At 32.0% G+C, this 20,134-nt stretch carries 19 protein-coding genes and 1 riboswitch; of the genes, 6 read left to right on the top strand and 13 right to left on the bottom strand.

Translation table 11 applies throughout. The features are described from left to right. Nucleotides 1-235: 235 nt before the first annotated feature. Complete coding sequence (locus tag ACSUE0_RS02475; protein WP_119614439.1) at nucleotides 236-1,855, top strand: PucR family transcriptional regulator; 1,620 nt, start codon at nucleotides 236-238, stop codon at nucleotides 1,853-1,855. Nucleotides 1,856-2,110: 255 nt separating this feature from the next. On the opposite strand, the gene ACSUE0_RS02470 is transcribed toward ACSUE0_RS02475, so the two are convergent. Beyond that, the gene (locus ACSUE0_RS02470) at nucleotides 2,111-2,623 is read right to left on the bottom strand and encodes a GrpB family protein (RefSeq protein ID WP_436955921.1); all 513 of its coding nucleotides are present in this window, start codon (nucleotides 2,621-2,623) and stop codon (nucleotides 2,111-2,113) included. Nucleotides 2,624-2,981: 358 nt separating this feature from the next. Between ACSUE0_RS02470 and ACSUE0_RS02465 the strand changes: the two genes are divergently transcribed. Then, complete coding sequence (locus ACSUE0_RS02465; protein ID WP_119614441.1) at nucleotides 2,982-4,421, top strand: MDR family MFS transporter; 1,440 nt, start codon at nucleotides 2,982-2,984, stop codon at nucleotides 4,419-4,421. Between the two features lie 84 nt (nucleotides 4,422-4,505). Here ACSUE0_RS02465 and ACSUE0_RS02460 read toward each other — a convergent pair whose 3' ends face one another. Continuing rightward, complete coding sequence (locus tag ACSUE0_RS02460) at nucleotides 4,506-5,396, bottom strand: LysR family transcriptional regulator (protein ID WP_119614442.1); 891 nt, start codon at nucleotides 5,394-5,396, stop codon at nucleotides 4,506-4,508. Between the two features lie 115 nt (nucleotides 5,397-5,511). On the opposite strand from ACSUE0_RS02460, the gene ACSUE0_RS02455 reads away from it, so the two are divergent. After that, nucleotides 5,512-6,678, top strand: a complete 1,167-nt coding sequence (locus tag ACSUE0_RS02455) for an MFS transporter (protein ID WP_436955918.1) — start codon at nucleotides 5,512-5,514, stop codon at nucleotides 6,676-6,678. Nucleotides 6,679-6,788: 110 nt separating this feature from the next. On the opposite strand, the gene cspD is transcribed toward ACSUE0_RS02455, so the two are convergent. The 3 genes from cspD to ACSUE0_RS02440 all read right to left on the bottom strand — a co-directional run bounded on the left by cspD (nucleotide 6,789) and on the right by ACSUE0_RS02440 (nucleotide 9,457). Then, a complete protein-coding gene (gene cspD / locus ACSUE0_RS02450) occupies nucleotides 6,789-6,989 on the bottom strand; it encodes a cold-shock protein CspD (RefSeq protein ID WP_011303913.1) in 201 nt (66 codons plus the stop codon). A 364-nt stretch (nucleotides 6,990-7,353) separates the two neighbouring features. Then, complete coding sequence (locus ACSUE0_RS02445) at nucleotides 7,354-7,554, bottom strand: hypothetical protein (RefSeq protein ID WP_436955916.1); 201 nt, start codon at nucleotides 7,552-7,554, stop codon at nucleotides 7,354-7,356. A gap of 628 nt (nucleotides 7,555-8,182) precedes the next feature. After that, a complete protein-coding gene (locus ACSUE0_RS02440; RefSeq protein WP_436955914.1) occupies nucleotides 8,183-9,457 on the bottom strand; it encodes a dicarboxylate/amino acid:cation symporter in 1,275 nt (424 codons plus the stop codon). Nucleotides 9,458-10,052: 595 nt separating this feature from the next. On the opposite strand from ACSUE0_RS02440, the gene ACSUE0_RS02435 reads away from it, so the two are divergent. Further along, nucleotides 10,053-10,217, top strand: a complete 165-nt coding sequence (locus ACSUE0_RS02435; RefSeq protein ID WP_182475168.1) for a hypothetical protein — start codon at nucleotides 10,053-10,055, stop codon at nucleotides 10,215-10,217. 343 nt (nucleotides 10,218-10,560) lie between these two features. On the opposite strand, the gene ACSUE0_RS02430 is transcribed toward ACSUE0_RS02435, so the two are convergent. The 8 genes from ACSUE0_RS02430 to xpt form a co-directional block, all read right to left on the bottom strand. Next, nucleotides 10,561-10,764, bottom strand: coding sequence for a hypothetical protein (locus ACSUE0_RS02430; RefSeq protein ID WP_436955912.1), 204 nt, complete (start codon nucleotides 10,762-10,764; stop codon nucleotides 10,561-10,563). 44 nt (nucleotides 10,765-10,808) lie between these two features. Then, nucleotides 10,809-11,489: a Fic family protein gene (locus ACSUE0_RS02425; RefSeq protein ID WP_436955910.1), complete on the bottom strand. Its 681-nt coding sequence runs from the start codon at nucleotides 11,487-11,489 to the stop codon at nucleotides 10,809-10,811. Between the two features lie 123 nt (nucleotides 11,490-11,612). Next, nucleotides 11,613-11,810 (bottom strand): hypothetical protein, encoded by a 198-nt coding sequence (locus ACSUE0_RS02420; RefSeq protein ID WP_107513975.1) that lies wholly within the window; start codon nucleotides 11,808-11,810, stop codon nucleotides 11,613-11,615. Nucleotides 11,811-11,822: 12 nt separating this feature from the next. Further along, nucleotides 11,823-12,356 (bottom strand): hypothetical protein, encoded by a 534-nt coding sequence (locus ACSUE0_RS02415; RefSeq protein WP_436955908.1) that lies wholly within the window; start codon nucleotides 12,354-12,356, stop codon nucleotides 11,823-11,825. 839 nt (nucleotides 12,357-13,195) lie between these two features. Then, nucleotides 13,196-14,737, bottom strand: coding sequence for a glutamine-hydrolyzing GMP synthase (gene guaA / locus ACSUE0_RS02410; protein WP_017723341.1), 1,542 nt, complete (start codon nucleotides 14,735-14,737; stop codon nucleotides 13,196-13,198). Between the two features lie 21 nt (nucleotides 14,738-14,758). Continuing rightward, entirely contained in the window at nucleotides 14,759-16,225 is a 1,467-nt protein-coding gene (guaB, locus tag ACSUE0_RS02405) for an IMP dehydrogenase (protein WP_039068442.1), read from the bottom strand. 38 nt (nucleotides 16,226-16,263) lie between these two features. Further along, nucleotides 16,264-17,532: a xanthine permease PbuX gene (gene pbuX / locus ACSUE0_RS02400; RefSeq protein WP_119614071.1), complete on the bottom strand. Its 1,269-nt coding sequence runs from the start codon at nucleotides 17,530-17,532 to the stop codon at nucleotides 16,264-16,266. Then, nucleotides 17,529-18,110 (bottom strand): xanthine phosphoribosyltransferase, encoded by a 582-nt coding sequence (gene xpt / locus ACSUE0_RS02395; protein WP_017723344.1) that lies wholly within the window; start codon nucleotides 18,108-18,110, stop codon nucleotides 17,529-17,531. The genes pbuX and xpt overlap by 4 nt, the downstream gene beginning before the upstream one ends. Nucleotides 18,111-18,361: 251 nt before the next feature. Then, nucleotides 18,362-18,464, bottom strand: a riboswitch (purine riboswitch). Between the two features lie 226 nt (nucleotides 18,465-18,690). Between xpt and ACSUE0_RS02390 the strand changes: the two genes are divergently transcribed. Together ACSUE0_RS02390 and ACSUE0_RS02385 are read left to right on the top strand one after the other, a co-directional pair. Beyond that, nucleotides 18,691-19,104, top strand: coding sequence for a general stress protein (locus tag ACSUE0_RS02390; RefSeq protein ID WP_119614072.1), 414 nt, complete (start codon nucleotides 18,691-18,693; stop codon nucleotides 19,102-19,104). A gap of 274 nt (nucleotides 19,105-19,378) precedes the next feature. Further along, complete coding sequence (locus ACSUE0_RS02385) at nucleotides 19,379-20,044, top strand: hypothetical protein (protein WP_124227569.1); 666 nt, start codon at nucleotides 19,379-19,381, stop codon at nucleotides 20,042-20,044. Nucleotides 20,045-20,134: the final 90 nt, after the last annotated feature.

Genomic DNA, 20,134 nt, shown 5'->3' with positions numbered 1-20,134 from the left:
TTTCTTTGTTAGTAATGACATATATTGAGTAGAAAGTTATATATTTCGAACAAAATATGTGTATAATAATTTTTATATAACATTATTTTTGATAAGATTTATAAAATTATAAACGTATTTAAGATGTTTATAAATATACCATCAACTTAATAAATATACAAATATGACTATATTTGTTCGTAAAATATAATAATATGACTCATAATACAAGAAGACGGAAACGGAGGATTAAACCATGACTACACTTAACGAAATTTTGTCCGTTCCTCAGTTTAAAGAGTTAGAACTGATTAACAAAAACGGAGATTTATCATCAGAAGTTTCAAGCTTAGATATTACTGAAAATAATGATATTAGACATTTTACTTCTCAAAATGCTTTTATTCTTACAACTGGCGTATTATTTCAAGACAACCAAGAAGATTTAAAAAGGTTAATTAAAGACTTGCATGATATTAATACAGCTGGTCTCGGCATAAAAATTTCAAGGTTTTTACATGAGATAGATAAGGAGGTTATAGACTTTGCAGATAAATTGGAATTCCCTTTAATAGAAATACCAGAAAGTTGGAACTTAGGTGAAATTACACACCAAATTTCATCTTATATTTCAGACTCAGAAACTGGAAAATTAAACTACGCATTACACATTCAACAAGAGTTAAATCAGCTTCTTATCAAAGGTTATAGTATTAATACAATGATTCAACGAATGAGTAAATTACTTGGTGTACCGATTATTCTTTTTGATCCTTTCAAAGCACCAGAAGCGTTAAGCCATCATTATGATCAAAATAAACAATTAACTAATGAACATATCGGTTATTTTCTTAATTATTACCAACAATCAACTGTTTACGATAAAAATAAACAAGTATTTGAAAACAAAGACCATGTCATATTCAAAGTTTTAGGATATACGTACTTCCCGTATTATTTAATGGTTTCACAAGTCAATAAATTGTCATATCCATTCAGTTTGTTGACTATTGAACAAGTAGTTAGCGTATTGAGTTTCGCTTTATACAAAAACACAAAAATCGAAGAAGCCGAACAAAATGATATTAATCGCTTTTTTGAAGCACTTGTTAATAACCAAAGCGACCAAACTCTTTCAATCAAAAAGCATAACGATTTACTGAAACGCTATAATATTTTCGATTCTGATTATTATCAAATCATTATTTGTGACATTGATTCACCGAATAGCTTAGAGAATAGTTATTACCTTAATGAAAGGTATCAACTGACATTTCGTTGGCTACAATATATGCTTACCGACCTTGATGATTATATCAGTATTTATAAAATACCAAGTACGAATCGCTTTGCTATTTTATTACAAAACCGTCACGACTATTACTACGACTATCTTAAACGCCTTCAAAATAGTTATGGAGAACATTTTGAAGGTACGATTTCTTTTGGTATTGGCAATGAAGTTACAGAATTCACACAAATAGCTTCGTCATATTTTGAAGCTAATGAAGCTTTTGAAAATGAATTAATGAATGATAAAGAAAACTTCATCTCTTATTATCATTCCAAAGATATTAAAGAACTTTTACAGTTAATACCAAAAGAGAAATTACGTCCATTTATAAAACATACTTTAGGCCCATTGAGTTACCCTAAAACTAAAAAAGACTTAGAATTAAAACAAACATTACAAGTCTATATGGACAACCAGTGCGATATAACTAAAACTGCAGAAAAGATATATATTCACCGTAATACAGTTAAATATAGAATTAATAAATGTAGCAATTTAATCGGAGTGAATATTGAAGACCCTATGCATTCATTAAACATTCGTATCGCTTTATACGTTTCCGACATCACTCAATTTGATTAAACTCCTATAAAATTATTTTAAATAAAGAAGTGGAGTAGAAATCAATTTTTTTAAAGGTCTACCTGAGCTTGCGCTCATGTATAAGTCCCACTAACTCTTAAAAGCGGAACACCTGAGTAAGTACTCATGTGTAAGAGCCACTAGCTTAACAATTTAAGAAGTGGCTCTTTAGAGAAGTGGGTTTAATTGATTACCTGAGTTTACGCTCATGCATAAGTCCCACTAACTCATTTCATGAGAAGTGGGACTTTATAATTATTTCAAATACCAAATTAATGCATCTTGTTCTAATTTTTTCATAAAGGGCTCTTTCCCGTCACAATAACTTTGCCTATCATCAGGAAATTGTTGAGCTAATCGTTCTTTTAATTGTTCGTATTCACGTGCATTTTCTCCATGTTTACGTAAATAATCTCTTACCGCTATATGACGGTTAATCTCATATATATTATCCTGTTGAAATATATGCATATGATGCGTACGTGGATTTCCACCCTTTATAAAAAATCTTCTCCCTATAATTCCATTTTCTCCCAATGATGTATAATCCAGGCTCATCAATACTTCATTATAGTCATCAATTTTTTCTATTTTATTTACTACTACTAACATATCAATAATAGGTTTAGCCTTTAAATTTTCAACAGCAGTACGCCCAATGTGATGTATTTTAATGACTTCTTCACTTAAAATAGCTTCGATGTTTGATTTCTCAATTTCAAATAAAATCGGCCACTGTTTTTGATAGTGCTGTACTTCAATTCCCATTATAGTCACCTTCCCCCAATATATTTCATCATCTCTTAAAATCTCTCTATTCTTTTAAACTAAATTATATCTTTAAAATTGGTAGTTACAAATTTATTTTAATCCAACAGATAAAATCACTTTCATACTGCACTCGATGATGACACTATTTTTTCTATATTAAATTCATTTTAATTGTATATATGAATTTTGTTTCCATTCATTATACTAATTACATTCAATCAACTTCACATTTACATAATTATTTTTTTAAAGTTATTACTTTTAATATTAGATTTTTAAACCAAATGGTTTGCTTTGCTAACTTAAAAGGATTAAAATTTATCGTTGGGATGTTATAAAAGGAGATGTAATTGAAATGTCGCAGAATGGAATATCGATCAAAAAAAGAAATACAATCATCTTAGTTATGCTCAGTAGTGCCTTTGTTGCAATGCTTAACCAAACATTGCTCAACACAGCACTGCCAGCCATCATTAATGGCTTAGAAATAACTGAAACGACTGCTCAGTGGCTCATTACAGGATTTATGCTTGTTAACGGAATCATGATTCCTACGACAGCTTTCCTCATGGACCGCTTCCATACAAGATCACTCTATATTTTTTCAATGAGTGCATTCTTACTCGGTTCTATTATAGCTGCACTTTCGCCGACATTTGGTTTACTAATGTTAGCACGAGTGATTCAAGCTATAGGTGCAGGTATCTTGTTACCATTAATGCAATTCACTGTCTTCACCCTCTTTCCAGCTGAAAAGCGTGGATTTGCCATGGGGCTTACAGGAATTGTTGCGCAATCAGCACCAGCGATTGGCCCTACTTTAACTGGTTTTCTAATTGATACATTTAGTTGGAGAGCACCATTTATAGTAGTAGCAGTAATCGCTATAATTGCATTTATTATTGGTATCATTTTTGTAGAAAGTAACAATGAAACTAAACACACTGAATTAGATAAGACTTCAGTGATATATTCTACATTTGGTTTCGGACTAATGCTTTATGGCTTTAGTAGTGCTGGTAACCTTGGATTTACTTCACCAATTGTTATCATTTCATTAATAGTCGGACTTATCATTGTTGGTATCTTTGTCTTGAGACAAATTAGAATAGACAATCCATTATTAAATATGCGCGTGTTTGCAAACAGAACATTTTCATTATCTGCGTTCGCTTCAATGGTTCTATTTATTGGTATTGTAGGTCCTGCATTATTGATACCTATGTATATTCAATCAGGACTTGGCCTATCAGCAATACTTTCAGGTTTAGTCATCTTACCTGGAGCTGTGGTTAATGCCTTTATGTCTGTATATACGGGTAAAATTTATGATAAATATGGACTGAAGATATTGGCTATCCCTGGATTTATCTTATTAATTATTATGACCATTCTACATTGTTTCTTAACTACAGAAACACCTTATTGGTATATTGTTGTCATCTATGCAGTCAGAATGTTTGCTGTTGCATTAATTATAATGCCGTTAAACACAATTGGTATTAATGCATTAGAAACTAAAAACATTTCACACGGTACTGCTATTATTAATTCATTAAGAATTATAGCTGGTGCAATAGGTACTGCTATTATGATTACAATCTTAACTATTGTTAGAACAAACTACGTAGAAAATGCTAATGGTAGTCACACAAAAACTGAAATAATGCAACACGCTACCGTACTTGGTGTAGATGCTGCATTTGCCTTCACAACAATTCTAATGATTATTGGTTTCATCCTAATGTTGATGATTCGTACTAAAAAAGAAACGATCAATAGTCGAGAATTATAACGTGAATAATTAAAGGAGCGAGCATATGAGATTAACTTTTAATGTCATATGCTCGTTCCCTTTTTGTATTTTATTAATTTATATTTAATAACAAGCTTCTATCGCTTTTTCTAAAAATAATTGAGCTGCCTTTGAAAATGTATGATCTTTACGCCAAACCAAATTATGCTTTGCAATTAACTTTGGCTCTAGCGGAATAAACTTAAGATCACTTTCAACAGAAGTATTAACAATACTATCTAATGTAACAACGTAACCCATATTAGCTTTAACCATCCAACCAGCATTATATGCTAAGTTAAACGTACTTACTATATTTAAATATTTATATAAATGTCCAAACCACTCTGCGAATTCATTTTCTTCAGTATCGGTTTCTAATACTTGTCTTGAACATATCAAGGCCTCTTTTGATAAATCTGTTTTTGTCACATAATCTTTTTCTGATAAAGCGTCGTCTTTTTTAGCAATCACACCCCAATGGTCGAAAGTCGGTAAATCTAATGCTTTGTACTTATTTAAATTCACAGGTTGGATAAGCAAACCAAAATCTAATAATCCTTTATCTAATCGGCTTGCAATGTCCTCTGCATTACCACTATAAATATGAAAATGCACCTTAGGATGATGCGTCTGAATCTCTTTAAAAATATTTGCAATGACTTCCATGCCTTTGGTTTCACCACAACCTATATAGACATTCCCTTCAATATTTCTATCAATTACTTTAAACTCCTCTTGTATTTTTCGAGACATTTCTATGAGTTCTTCAGCTCTATTTTTCAATAAAAGGCCTTCGTCAGTAAGATGAATATTGTGATTGCTTCGCTTAAACAGTTTCACGTCTAACTCTGTCTCTAAATCTTTGATTTGTCTAGACAAAGTTGGCTGTGTGATATGTAAAGCATTTGCAGCACGTGTAATACTTTCTTCTTTTGCTATTCTTACAAAATATTGTAGTGTTTTTATTTCCATAAATTTCTCCTCTCAGTTATTCAATATACGCATATCTAATTAATACAAATAAGTATTTGTCATATCTCATTTTACCTTTTAAACTGAATTTATTAAAGTTCGGGAGGAACCTATAATGAAAAATAATAAATTAATCATACTCATTTTAACCATTGGTGTATTTGGTATTTTGAATACAGAAATGGGGTTTATAGGACTAATCCCTCAAATTGCTGCTCATTTTAACGTTAATATATCTACTGCAGGATGGTTAGTTTCCATTTTTGCAATAGGCATTGCTATTTCTGGTCCTATTATGCCTCTATTACTCTCAAAAGTAGAAAGAAAAAGAGTAATGTTGCTCGTGCTCATAATCTTTATAATCAGTAATATTGTTTCGCTCTTTACAACAAGCTTTACCATATTATTAGTAGCGAGAATAATACCAGCCATATTTCATCCTGTATATATCGCTTTAGCCTTTTCAGTGGCATCAGATTCAGTTAATCCAAAAGAAGCTCCAAAAGCTGTTGCCCGAGTATTTATAGGTGTTTCTGCCGGTATGGTTGTAGGTGTACCAATCGTGAATTTCTTAGCGAATAAATTCGATTTGTATGTAGCATTATCATTCTTTGCCCTTGTTAATATCATTGTACTTATACTAACAATTATCTTCATTCCAAAAATGCCAGCGAAAACAGCCGTAACGTACGGAGATCAATTACGCGTCCTCAAACGACCACTAACTTGGTTGTCAATTATAGTATCTATTCTATTTAATGCAGCAATTTTTGGTGTTTATAGTTACTTTACTGATTTCTTAAATATTGTTACAGAGGCACAAGGAAATTTAATATCAGTTATGTTATTCTTATACGGATTTTTCAATATTTTAGGTAATATTATTGCAGGAAAATTATTAACATCGATACCTCAAAAAGCAATATTAATGTTACCTTTGGCGCTGGTTATAATATATATTGCTATGTTTTGTTTAGGAGCATTCTCTATTCCAATGATGATTATCACTATGGCGTGGGGAACCTTAGCAGGTATTTCAGCAAATATAACGCAATATGTGATTACTTCAGCTGCGCCAGATGCTCCTGACTTATCAAACGGTATATTTTTATCGGCAGTAAATTCTGGCACCACAATCGGAACTTTTATAGGCGGCATATTTATTGCAACTTTAGGATCTAGTTTCGTAATTTTAATTGGTATATTCGCGTGTATAATTAATATTGCGTTTATTTTGCTTAGAAAACAAAATTTTGAACACTTTGTAAATAACTCATCGTAAAAAATAAAAACCCCCTAACGCACCAATCTATGCGTTAAGGGGTTAATGTCGTATTTCTTATTTAAATTTGCATAAAAAAAAGACGAGTTATACTCGTCTTTCAGCCGTTATTATAATTTAACAACGTTAGCTGCTTGAGGACCGCGGTCGCCTTCAACGATTTCGAATTCAACAGCTTGTCCTTCTTCTAATGATTTGTAACCTTCTTGAGCGATTGCTGAGAAGTGTACGAATACGTCGTTTCCACCTTCAACTTCGATGAAACCGAAACCTTTTTCTGCATTAAACCATTTAACTGTACCGTTATTCATAATTAAATTCCTCCATATGTGCTTTTGCACGAATATTTGTAATCTGTCTTAAAAAATCAAAAGGAGTAAATTCAAAAGAATAACTCTACAAATCAATTTCACGAACTAAATTACTTAATACCTATTATAACGAGTAATCATTCATTTGTACACCCCAAACCGTAAATTAGTTTATTAATTTAATTTTTAGTAACGATATAGTGTATTGTTCTATTTATTTTTATTCTTGTATATAGATAAAAATTCGACATACAACCTTAAATTTCATAGCTCACATCACCTAAAATAATAGTCTTCTACTTTTAAAATAATCTGTTCTTTAAAAAACACATAATCACATTATTCCCTTGTCAAAACTTTAAAATTAAGCAACAATTAACGCAGTGATGAATAAAATAACAGATATAATGAGTGATGACCACAAGTATGGGGACATGCGGTCTATCATTCTTTTATATTCATGATCAGGAGCCTTCTCTTTTTTTAATTTCGAAAGTTTCATTAATAAATAAAATGCTCCTACCATATTTATTAAAAATATAATAATTAATAATGTAATTGCCATAATATGTAACTCCTCCTATGCGATTGGCTCATTGTTAAGTTCTTTCTTCTCTAAATATATAGAATGCCTTATATAGTAAATAAATAGCATTTACCATCGTAATCAACGCAGTACAATAAGTATAGTTTGGCTAAATGGAGATATACCAAAAGCAACTAACAGTGCTAAAACAATATTAATAAAACTAGAAATTTAAAAACCAATACCTAATTTATTTTTGTTGCATATTATCGCACCTTTTACTTAAGAACATTTTTGAAAATCTAAATTTGTGTTATCTTATAAGAAATCATAACACAATTTATTTTTTATAAAAATCTATAATCAGCTTAAGGAGAGGCATACAGTGAATCTTACCCCTAAAATTCTAGTAGGTATTATCTTTGTTAGTATAATGTCTTGGAATAATACGATACAAACACGTCAAAATGTAAATAAAAAAGCATATAAAGAACAGACTCACCCTATGAATGGAAAACAATTTCGTTTCATACTTTTCTTAAATATCATTGTGGTTACACTTTTTTATATACTTTTAACGTACACTTATTTTTAATATAAAGTGTAGCTAATTTTAAAAATTGCATAAAAATACCCTCCCTTACAATCTGTAAAGGAGGGGCATTTTCTATATTGTCTTCAGATACTCTTCGCCTTCTTTTTTATTGTAAACACCTTCTGTTTTAGCAATAAAGATTGTAGCTACTGAGTTTCCTAATACGTTAACACATGTTCTAAGCATTTCTAAAATTCTGTCTACACCTATAATAAGTGCTAAACCTTGTGGATTTAATCCAACCGAGCCTAATGTTGTTAATAACACTACGATTGAAGCTCCTGGCACGCCAGCCATACCTTTTGATGTGAGCATCAGCGTAATCATTAAGATGATTTGTTCACCAATGCTTAAGTCAACACCATATAATTGTGCAACGAATAACGCCGCAATAGATTGATACATGGCCGCGCCATCAAGGTTAAACGAATAACCAGTTGGTAACACAAAGGATGCGATATCTCTAGGAACACCAAATCTTTCCATTTTTTTCATAACTGTTGGTAATACAGCTTCTGAACTTGCAGTTGAGAATGCAAGCATTAAATCATTTTTCAACAACTTGATGATTTGCGTAATCCTCACTCCACAAATTCTTGTAACAATACCTAATACAACGAAAATAAAGAAAAACATTGCAATGACTACTGTTAAGCATAATTTAAACAGTGGAATTAATGCTGATAATCCAAAAGTAATAATCGTTGTCGTAATAAATGCAAATACTGCAATTGGTGCTAATAATAATACTTTACCAATCATCCAAAATACTGCTTCTAATGCGCCACCTAAAAAGTCTTTAACAGGTTGCGCTTTTTGTCCAATAGCAGCTAACGCCAAACCGAAAAATACTGAGAAGAATATGACCGGTAAAAGCTCTCCAGATCCAAATGCTTCAACTACGTTAGTCGGTATAATATTAACAATTGTATCGATTAAATGATTTCCATATGTAGTGCTTTCTGCTGCCTTAGCAGTTGATTCATATTTTGAAATATCACCTTTAGGTAATAAATCGGGATTTAGCCCTTGACCTGGTTTAAATAAGTTACCAAATATTAATCCCATAAAAATTGCAAAACTTGTCATAATAACAAAATATAATAATGTCTTACCGCCATAGCGCCCAATAGTTTTTGTATCTCCAACATTTGAAATAGATAGTGCTAAAGAACAAAATACAATAGGTACTACTAACATTTTAATTAAATTTATAAATACATCACCGAATGGTTGTATATAGTTAATTACATCTTTATTTCCATGTAAGATACTACCTAAAATTACCCCTAATACCAATGCTATGATAATTTGCGTCGGTAGGTTTATTCTTTTAATTACTCTCACTCTTGTTCATCCCCTTATCTAAGCTAACATTTGCATAAATGCTAGTTTTCTACAAAATACAGTTTATCACAAAGAAAATTCCACTCATATATTAAATTTACATGATTCTAAAAATTATTTATGATTTTTGTACAACTAGGCTATTATATCAGAAATTTGTATATTTTAGTTAAAAAAAGAATACGCCTTCAGCCTTATGCCTATAGGAGTTCAAAGATTATTAGAACATAATAAGAAAGCGCTTTCTACATTATACACAAATTTGTCAAAAATAGCTTTTTGCATACAAAATTAGAGTTATTTGTTTTAATATACGTCATTTTACAATACATCTTTATTATTTTTATATGGGACCTAAATTGAACTAGATCGTTTTATCAATAACCTAATATCACAACCTTACGCTCCCCTTTTTTCTTTTATAAAAATCTACGTCCATAACCACCTCATTCTTTGTTATTCTAAAATTATGCTTTGAACATATTGTGCACACCAAAAAACATTAACACCTAATAAAAATTTCACAAAACCAAAATAGCTACTTATTAATAACGTAGTATAACAACAAACTATATTTAAAAAGGAGCGTGCTAAGATGCAATTTATAAACATTAGTGCAGTAACAGAAAAAGGCTTAAATAAAAAGGTCAATGCGTTTTTAGAGGGAAATCCATATATTGAAATCATTAAATTCGATTATGCTATCGGTAATAGTGGTTATGGTGTAGGGATTTTATATCAAGACAAAGTAAAAATGTAAATCAAATCACGACTGTAAATTAGTTAGCTTGTTGTGCACACTAACGTCAATTACTTTTAATCATATTGCTAAAACTAAACTACATAAAAGGCATGAAATACGAAACCACATTGCTAGTTTGATTCCGTATCCATGCCTTTAAATATATATTGCAGTAATATTTTTCCTAATACATTTATTCATCGCTAATATTTACACATAATATTTACACATAATATTTACACATAATATTTCACAATAAAATTGTATCACTGCTTAAAATTATCTTTAACTGATTTAGGAACATCTTTCTCATCAATATTTTTATCTACTATCGTCCCTTTATTTTCAGTAAAAGCAACCTTTATCCAACACCTTTTTTGATATCATTATATTTCACTTCATAAATTACTGGATTACTTTTTAATTTATAAAATTTATCCTTATGATTTTCTATAATTTCATTTATTTTATTTCTAGAGAATCCAACAATTTCTTTCACTTCCTTTAAACTAATCCTTGAATATTCACTACGAAATACTTTATCTTGTAATAAAATAAATAGCACCTTAAATTCATATTTATTAAGCTTTTTAGCTTTCAGCGAATTACCTAATCTTGTGATAACTTCAATATTGCTTTCAAACGTCTCAATAACACCTTTTTGTCCCTCCAAAAAATGTTTAACATTTCTCCAATAAAGTCAGTTAATTCACCTTTATTATAGAAATCCGAAGCATTTTCAAACACTCTATAATATTTACTTTTTTTATGATTTACTACATATGAAAATGTTAATGCTGTAAATGAATCCAAATGAGTATTCAATAGTTGAGCTAAAATATATCTTCCTACTCTGCCATTACCATCATAAAAGGGATGTACATATTCAAACATAAAATGACTTGCCATAATTTTATAAACTTCTGGTGCATCATAATGCTTAATAAATTCTAATAATAGCGTAAGGTATTCAAATATTTCTGCTTCAGTAAATTCGTTTCGATGGATCCATTTGGCTTTAGATTGATCATATACGCCGATTGAATTTTTGCGAAACATGTCACCGTCTGTTAAATCTTTTTCTTTAATTTGATCTGAAACCATTGTATCGAAAATTTTTCGTATATCAGAAATTTTATTCAATTCCATGTCATTATTTTTTAACATTAAATATTGATTCACAAGTCCGTCAAAACGCTTGTTAGTACCTTTATAGTTATTTAACGATGACCTATCATTGGCCTTAAAACATACAGATTTTCCAATGTTTTTCACTATTTCTATGCTCATTTTTTATTTTATATGCGTTCCAATTATGACATTGTCAGAAACAAAACGCATGAAATCTCATTACAGATAGCAAACAAACCCACTACCTCCTCATATCAGAGGTAGTGGGTTACATACTTCTATTCAAAAACCTTTACGTTTAATTTGTCTGTATACAAAAATAGTAGCTACAATAAACGTTACTATGCCGAATAATTTTACATATATAGAACTGAATTTTAATATTTCTATATTAAAGGCTGTTCCTATTATTGGCATAAAAAAATCGATTGCAATAAGTATTAGTAAAATACCTAATATTATTTGTTGACTTTTAGGCAATATATCACTCCGTTATAAAATGATTTGTACAAATGCTGCTGCTGCAATGTCAGCAACGTTTTTATTCAAGCCACTTCGCACTAATTGTTTACTAATAACTGTTGTGGCTTTTTCTTGTGAATTGGCCAATAAATTCACAATTCTAGTTATTCCATCGTAGTGAAGCGCTACAAGCTCAGTACCTGTAGTATTTTCCACTTTTTTAACTAGATTGTTCCAACCCTTTTCTCCTACTTTTTTTAAAATAGCTTGTAAACTTTTTCCTGCTGCTTTAGCAGCTAAAGTAACTTTACCACGTTCTTCTGAAGCTGTTATGTTATTCTTTAATTCTTGTTTAACTGACGGGTCTTTAAAATCACTATCTGGCATTTCATTAATTGCTTTAATCCAAGCTTCTTTATACTTAATATACTCTTCTTTTTCTTGTTGGTCATTATTTTTCTCTGTAGTAGCTGCTTTCACTTGCGCTGAACTCATTGTTAAAGGTTGTAATAATATCGTACTTGCTAAAAATACAGTGCTAAATTTCAAAAATTTATTTTTCAAACCTATACCTCCTTTTTTTAGTTTCTTACAATCACATTGTACATAATCTTTTATTTATTTGTCTTTTATTGCCTGTATATATAAATTGAGTTCCTAAATGTTTAATATTCATTAATATGTGTAACAATAACACCCACCAATACTTCTGCTGATGGGTGGAAATACTAATACAGTTTTATTATAATAATTAGAAGTTTTAAAATATTTGTTATCTATACAGCAAACCTAATTTTAGAATTGGAGTTCTAGTGATGATTAATTATGAAAAGACAATACAAAATTGGAATGAAAAAATTGTTTCTATCAGAAGATTCGTTTTAATGAGGATGTAAAGAATAAAAAACTTCAGATTAGTAAAAACACTATACACAAAGAATCTTTGTATATAAAATTATGGAGCGTAGCATTTGGTCTAGCCTTATGTTTTGTATATTTTCTTTATGCAACAATAGAAAATAAAAACTTGCTAACTATGCCTATCAACTGCTAAAAGATTTACCTTTTATCATATTTTTTGTAATTATTATTTCAATAATCATTTATATATTCTCACCAAATTTTAAACTCCGTACCCTAAACAGAAAAATAAAATTTAAATTAGTTTCAATACAAAATACCTCTAAAGGATTTGCTAAATTCAAGAGGCTCATTGTAAAGTGCCAATTAAAATTATTCAGTCTTAGAACTAATAAAACATTTAATCAATACAACAAATATAAAACTAAAGTATATAAATCATAAAACATTTACCACCCGCCCTTTTTCTGCCCTTTTTATAATTTTCAATCCACAAAAAACCCCTTAAGCCTATGCCTAAGGGGTTTCGTCATTATATACTATTATTCCCACTCGATTGTACTTGGTGGTTTAGATGTAATATCATAAACAACGCGGTTAACGTGATCTACTTCATTTACGATACGGCTTGAAATCTTTTGTAAGACTTCCCAGTCGATGCGTGCGAAGTCACTTGTCATGCCATCGATTGAGGTTACGGCCCGAATACCAACTGTATGGTCATACGTACGGTAATCTCCCATAACACCTACTGATTGGATACCTGGTAATACTGTGAAGTATTGCCAAATTTCACGTTCAAGACCTTCCTCACGGATAACCTGTCTTAAAATCGCATCAGATTCACGTACAATTTCAAGTTTGTCTTCAGTGATTTCTCCAAGGACACGGATACCTAAACCTGGGCCTGGGAATGGTTGTCTCCAAACTAAGTGCTCTGGAATACCTAATTCGATACCTAGTTCGCGCACTTCATCTTTGAATAGTGTATTAATAGGTTCGATTAACTGGAATTCCATATCTTCAGGTAAACCACCTACATTATGGTGTGATTTAATCGTTTGAGCAGTTTTTGTACCTGACTCGATAACATCTGTATAAAGTGTACCTTGCGCTAAGAAATCTACACCTTTTAATTTAGATGCTTCATCATCGAAGACATAGATAAACTCATTCCCGATGATTTTACGTTTTTGTTCTGGGTCTGACACGCCTTGTAATTTACTCATGAAACGTTCTTGTGCATCTACACGAATAATATTCATGTTGAATCCTTCACCGAACTGCTCCATAACCATGTCGCCTTCACCTTTACGTAATAAGCCATGATCTACAAAGATACATGTAAGTTGATCACCAATTGCTTTGTGTAACAATACTGCTACTACAGATGAATCAACACCACCACTCATAGCACATAACACTCTACGGTCGCCAACTTGATTGCGGATTTTTTCAACTTCGATTTCAATGAAGTTTTCCATTGACCATTCACCAGTACATTCACATACGCGACGTACAAAGTTACGTAATAAGTCATTACCATATTCAGTATGACGTACTTCTGGGTGGAATTGTACACCATAAATACGGCGAGATTTATCTTCAATCGCTGCATAATTTGTGCTTGGGCTGTCAGCAATAACTTCAAAGCCTTCTGGAATCTCAATAACTTTATCTGAATGACTCATCCAAACATTTTGTTCTTCCGGTAAACCGAAGAATAATTCATCAGTTTTAGCATTGATGATTGCTTTACCATATTCACGTTCATTGGCACGTTCAACTTTTCCGCCTAATAATTTAGTCGTCAACTGCATACCATAACAAATACCTAAAATCGGCACTCCTAAATTGTATATTTCTGGATCAATTGTGAACGAATCTTCTTCATAAACTGAGTTTGGTCCACCCGAAAGGATAATACCTTTAGGGTTCAATTGTTTTATTTCTTCCATACTAATCTCATGGTCGTGTAACTCACTATATACGCCCATTTCACGAATACGTCGTGTAATTAACTGATTGTATTGGCTACCAAAGTCTAAAACAAGTATGAGCTCTTGCTCTTTCGCCATTTCCATAACTTTAAATCTCCTTTTAACTTAGAATGAATAATTTGGTGATTCTTTTGTAATTTGAACATCATGTGGATGGCTTTCTGCTAAACCAGCAGGTCCCATGCGTGTAAATTGAGCTTCTTCTCTTAATGCTTCTAAGTTTTTAGAACCAGTATAACCCATACCAGATCTTACGCCGCCCATAAGTTGATAAATAGTGTCTTGTAGTGCACCTTTGTAAGCGATACGACCTTCAATACCTTCTGGAACGAATTTTTTAGGTGCTTTGTCTTCTTGGAAGTAACGGTCATTTGAACCACTTTCCATTGCGCCTAATGAGCCCATGCCTCTATATACTTTGTATTGTCTACCTTGGAACACTTCAGTTGCGCCAGGGCTTTCTTCAGTACCTGCGAGTAAGCTACCTAACATAACTGCATGTCCACCAGCAGCTAATGCTTTAATGATATCTCCTGAGAATTTAATACCACCATCTGCAATAATTGCTTTACCATGTTTGCGCGCTTCTGTAGCACAATCGTAAACGGCTGTAATTTGTGGGACACCAACACCTGCAACAACACGAGTTGTACAAATTGAACCAGGACCAATACCAACTTTAACTACGTCAGCACCCGCTTCATATAAAGCTTTTGTACCTTCAGCTGTAGCAACATTACCTGCTATTAAAGTAACTTGTGGGAATGTTTTTTTAATATGTGCAACTTGTTCTAATACACCTTTAGAATGACCATGTGCTGTATCGATAACTAATGCATCTACACCAGCTTCAACAAGTTTTTGTGCACGGATATCAGTATCTTTCGCAATACCGATTGCTGCACCTACTAATAATCTACCATGTGCATCTTTAGCAGAATTAGGGAATTCAAGAACTTTTTCAATATCTTTAATTGTAATTAATCCTTCTAAACGACCTTCTTTAACTAATGGAAGTTTCTCAATTTTATGTTGTTGTAATAACTTCTCTGCTTCCTCTAATGTCGTACCTACAGGAGCTGTAACAAGGTTATCTTTTGTCATTACGTCTGAAATTTTAATTGAAAAATCTTCGATAAAACGTAAATCACGGTTTGTAATGATACCAACAAATTGTCTAGTCTCTTTACTATCAACAATTGGCACGCCTGAAATGCGATATTTACCCATTAATGCTTCTGCTTCAAAAACACTTTCTTCTGGAGTTAAATAAAATGGATTCGAGATGACACCATTTTCAGAACGTTTTACTTTTTGAACTTCGTCGGCTTGATCTTCAATGTTCATATTTTTATGAATGACACCAAGTCCACCTTGTCTAGCCATTGAAATTGCCATTTTTGATTCTGTAACTGTGTCCATACCTGCTGATACGATTGGAATATTCAGTTTAATACCTTCTGATAATTGAACACTTAAGTCCACTTCTTTCGGTAATACATCTGATTCTGCTGGTAACAATAACACATCGTCAAAAGTTAAAGATTCTTTTTCAAATTTATTTTCCCACATACTTGTACAGCCTCCTAATTAATTGTTTTATAGTTCTATTATTTCATAATTTCCGTGTCTTGTTGATGCTTTATGCCATTAAAAAAGAAATTCAAAACAATTGCTGAAATTGCACCTAGTACAATACCGTTTTGAGTTAACCATGCAAATTGTTCACCTAAGGCATCAAACGCTTGAGGTACTGCACTTATACCCGTCCCTAGTCCTACAGATACAGCAATAACTAACAAATTATTTTGATTCTTAAAATTAATATTACCTAATATACTAACACCATATGCCATGACCATGCCAAACATAGCTATCATCGCTCCACCTAATACTGGTAGAGGAATCATATTTGCTAATGCACCTAATTTAGGAATACACCCACAAATAACTAGCAATATAACCATACCGTATATCACTTTATTCTTTTTCGCACCTGACAATGATACTAAGCCTACATTTTGTGAATACGCAGTATAAGGAAATGCATTGAAGATAGAACCTAAGATTATAGCAATGCCTTCTGCTGTATAACCTTTACGGAAATCTTTGCGTTCCAATGGTTTACTCGTTATTTCACTTAGTGCATGATATACACCGGTTGATTCTATTAAACTTACTAATGCAACTATAAAGAATACAAGTGTCGCCCCAAAGTCAAAGCTGAAAGTTGAAAATCTAAACGGTTGAGGTAACGCAAACCAATGCGCCGTACCAATTTGATTTACATCTACGATTCCAAAGAATCCGGCTAACACCGTCCCCACAATAAGTCCTATAAGTATAGCGATAGATTTCAAAAATCCTACAGTAAAACGCTGTACGAGTAAAATGACAACCAAAGTGATGACACCTAAGATGATATTTTTAGAATCCCCGTAGTCTTTAGCACCTTCTCCTCCTGCCAAATAATTCATTGCAACTGGCATTAGGTTAATCCCAATAATTGTTACCACACTTCCAGTAACAACTGGAGGGAAGAACTTCACCAAATAGGAAAAGAATGGTGCAATGATTACAACTAGAATCCCCGACAAGAAGAGCGAACCATATAAGTCACCAATACCTTTAGTTTGCCCAATTAAAATCATTGGCGCCACAGCAGTAAATGTACAGCCTAATACAATCGGCAAACCAATTCCTGTACCTTTCCATACTTGCAAGAACGTCGCTATACCACACATAAAGATATCCACTGTAACTAGGAAAGCAATTTGTTCAGGTGTGAAGTCTAAACTTGTTCCTACAATAATAGGTACGAGTATTGCCCCCGCATACATTGCTAATAAATGCTGTAAACTTAAAATGAAGGTTTTCATGCTTCTTCGCCAACGAAAGTAACTTTATTTCCACTTAGCGAAGCCACTTTGCATAATGATGAAACTGTTAAACCTGCTTGTTCTAAACGTTCTCTACCAGGTTGGAAACTTTTTTCTACTACAATACCTATACCAACTGTTGTACCTTTGGCTTGTTGTACAATTTCATTTAAGCCTAAAGATGCATCTCCATTGGCTAAAAAGTCATCTACGATAAGTACTTTGTCATTTTCATCTAAAAACTCTTTAGACACAATCACTGTACTTGTCGTATTTTTAGTAAAAGAATGTATATCTGCTTGATACACATCTTTTTTTAGTGTACTTGGTTTTGCTTTTTTAGCGAATAGGCATGGCACATCAAAGTGCATAGCTGCCATAATCGCCGGTGCAATACCAGACGCTTCAATTGTTAAAATTTTTGTGATGCCCTCGTCCTTAAATTGTTCGTAAAAAGTTCGTCCTACATCATGCATCAGCTTGGCATCGATTTGATGATTTAAAAAACCATCTACCTTTAAAATCTTTTCGTCAATAACGACACCATCTGCTTCGACTTTCTGCTTCAACAAATCCACTCGTAAAAAACCTCCTCATTTTGTGTACAAAAAAAACCCTAAACTAACTTAGTTTCAGGATCTATGAGTGAACGTGCAATACTATAAGCAGCTATTATCCTAATTTTAAATGATGTCTAAAGAGGTAAAATTTTTACATTCATTTCCCTATTAAATATGTAAAAAATATGTTTATAACATCGAATACGAGGAAACAATTTAAAAAGTATAGTCCAATATGTACAACTTTTTAAATCGTTTTTAATTGCTAAAGCATTGTATAGGTTACCCATAGTCATGTCGTTAATGGCAACATGGTAGAAACTTCTAAAGCCGTATCCTTTAGATTATATGAGTTAGATAAATTATTAACTGATGATAGCAAATTTTGGTACATTTTTCAATATACTTATTGATTGTAAGCGCTTTTTCAAGGTATTTTAGTATATTTACTTAAGTTAAGTAAACGGTATCATTTGCGTTAAAATGTTGTTTGCCAGGTGCAAAACTTCGTTATATAATTAAATTGTATTCGTTTCGTTATTTAAGTTACTGGGTAAACACATAATAATCAATAGAACAACGGATGGAGGAGCACAAAATGTCAGAATTCACTATTATTCAAAAAAGCGAAGAGTTAATTGATGCAGTCAAAAACAAGATTGCAGAAGGTTACAATGAGTCAGAGATTTCTGTTATCAGTAAGTCAAAACTGCATATCGACGAGTTGCATGATTCCGAAGTAAACTTAACAGCTACAAGCGGTTCTTTCAGTGATAAAATGGCGAAAATGTTAACTGGCGAAGACGGTGAAGAGGCTGTTTTAGCCCATTATAAATTGTCGGACGCCGAAATGGAACGCTATAAGAAAGAAATCTTAGACGGTCACTATCTTGTCGTTGCTACGAAAGACGAATCTTCACATGAAGAAGTAGAAAAAGCAAACGCATCTTATGAAAATGAAACAGTAGTTCAACATCATTACGCTGAAGAATCTAATGGACCAAAGTCCTAAACTTAAAGCATATGAATTTAGAGTTTGGATAATCAACACAATTCACTAATTATAAAATGATATATGCCAACATTGGCAATTATCTAAAATGTACATGTAATAAACAGTTCAAATGACTAATTTATATTGTTGGAGCGAACCAAGAAAATCAATTGTAACTTTTGATTTCTGTGTCGCTCTTTTTTTTATTACCAATCAATACTTCTCCCTATAAATTACATTACAAGTTTTGCTACTATGTTATAATGAACGCAATAATTTCGGGGGTGTACATATGAAATTCAAAATTATCACGTCAATTGATGATCCCTTCTTCAAATCAGCCATGAATCTGTATGATGCTAAATTTGATATCGGATTATCTGAATACGAGCAAATCTTCAAACAATCACTTAAAAATGAGCACACTAAAGATGATTATATCTTTTTAGTTGGTATCGAGTCAGACACTGTCGTGAGTTTGGCAACTGCGCATTATGAGGCAACAACAAACTCAGCATTTTTAATCTACTTAATCGCCAATGACCAACCGAATCACGATGAGCTAATTACTGAAACGCTTGCGCGTATCCAGAAAGAAATTAATATCTTATCAAACCAACTTCATGAACACGATGTTAATTTCATCATGTTAGAAGTAGATAAAGAACCTGAAGAAATTTCTGAGGAAGACATACCTATCTTGGATAATAGACGCCAATTTCTATATCAACACGGGTTCGAAAAACAATATGATATTAATTATTTAGCACCAAATCTTGAAGGATATAGCGAAGGTAAGCCCATGGATTTATTTATAAAATCTAATATTGAACTAACCAAAGACATTTATGGCCCTAGTATTAAATCAAACTATATTCTCAAATATGTCTTTGCCAACAGAATCTCTAGAAGTATTATTTATCCATTACTTGAGGAAATGGATTTACGTAAATCATAGGAACCACCACTTGAAATCACTATTAAAACAGTTTAAACTAGCATAGAGGTAAGACTGACGTTTCACTAACCGAAGACAAACGTCCGTATA

It is taken from the genome of Staphylococcus sp. AS1337 (assembly GCF_051408735.1).
GTDB classification, from domain to species: domain Bacteria; phylum Bacillota; class Bacilli; order Staphylococcales; family Staphylococcaceae; genus Staphylococcus; species Staphylococcus xylosus_B.
The sequence above is the reverse complement of the archived record's forward strand: the minus strand, read 5'-3'. Positions and strand labels throughout refer to the sequence as shown.

Bases quoted from the DNA above. Each gene is read 5' to 3' on its own strand.
- ACSUE0_RS02455 (WP_436955918.1), top strand. From the start codon at position 5,512: ATGAAAAATAATAAATTAATCATACTCATTTTAACCATTGGTGTATTT.
- ACSUE0_RS02460 (WP_119614442.1), bottom strand. From the start codon at position 5,396: ATGGAAATAAAAACACTACAATATTTTGTAAGAATAGCAAAAGAAGAA.
- guaB (WP_039068442.1), bottom strand. From the start codon at position 16,225: ATGTGGGAAAATAAATTTGAAAAAGAATCTTTAACTTTTGACGATGTG.
- ACSUE0_RS02475 (WP_119614439.1), top strand. From the start codon at position 236: ATGACTACACTTAACGAAATTTTGTCCGTTCCTCAGTTTAAAGAGTTA.
- pbuX (WP_119614071.1), bottom strand. From the start codon at position 17,532: ATGAAAACCTTCATTTTAAGTTTACAGCATTTATTAGCAATGTATGCG.
- ACSUE0_RS02470 (WP_436955921.1), bottom strand. From the start codon at position 2,623: ATGGGAATTGAAGTACAGCACTATCAAAAACAGTGGCCGATTTTATTT.
- ACSUE0_RS02390 (WP_119614072.1), top strand. From the start codon at position 18,691: ATGTCAGAATTCACTATTATTCAAAAAAGCGAAGAGTTAATTGATGCA.
- ACSUE0_RS02465 (WP_119614441.1), top strand. From the start codon at position 2,982: ATGTCGCAGAATGGAATATCGATCAAAAAAAGAAATACAATCATCTTA.
- ACSUE0_RS02445 (WP_436955916.1), bottom strand. From the start codon at position 7,554: ATGGCAATTACATTATTAATTATTATATTTTTAATAAATATGGTAGGA.
- ACSUE0_RS02425 (WP_436955910.1), bottom strand. From the start codon at position 11,489: ATGAGCATAGAAATAGTGAAAAACATTGGAAAATCTGTATGTTTTAAG.
- ACSUE0_RS02385 (WP_124227569.1), top strand. From the start codon at position 19,379: ATGAAATTCAAAATTATCACGTCAATTGATGATCCCTTCTTCAAATCA.
- guaA (WP_017723341.1), bottom strand. From the start codon at position 14,737: ATGGAAATGGCGAAAGAGCAAGAGCTCATACTTGTTTTAGACTTTGGT.
- ACSUE0_RS02435 (WP_182475168.1), top strand. From the start codon at position 10,053: ATGCAATTTATAAACATTAGTGCAGTAACAGAAAAAGGCTTAAATAAA.
- cspD (WP_011303913.1), bottom strand. From the start codon at position 6,989: ATGAATAACGGTACAGTTAAATGGTTTAATGCAGAAAAAGGTTTCGGT.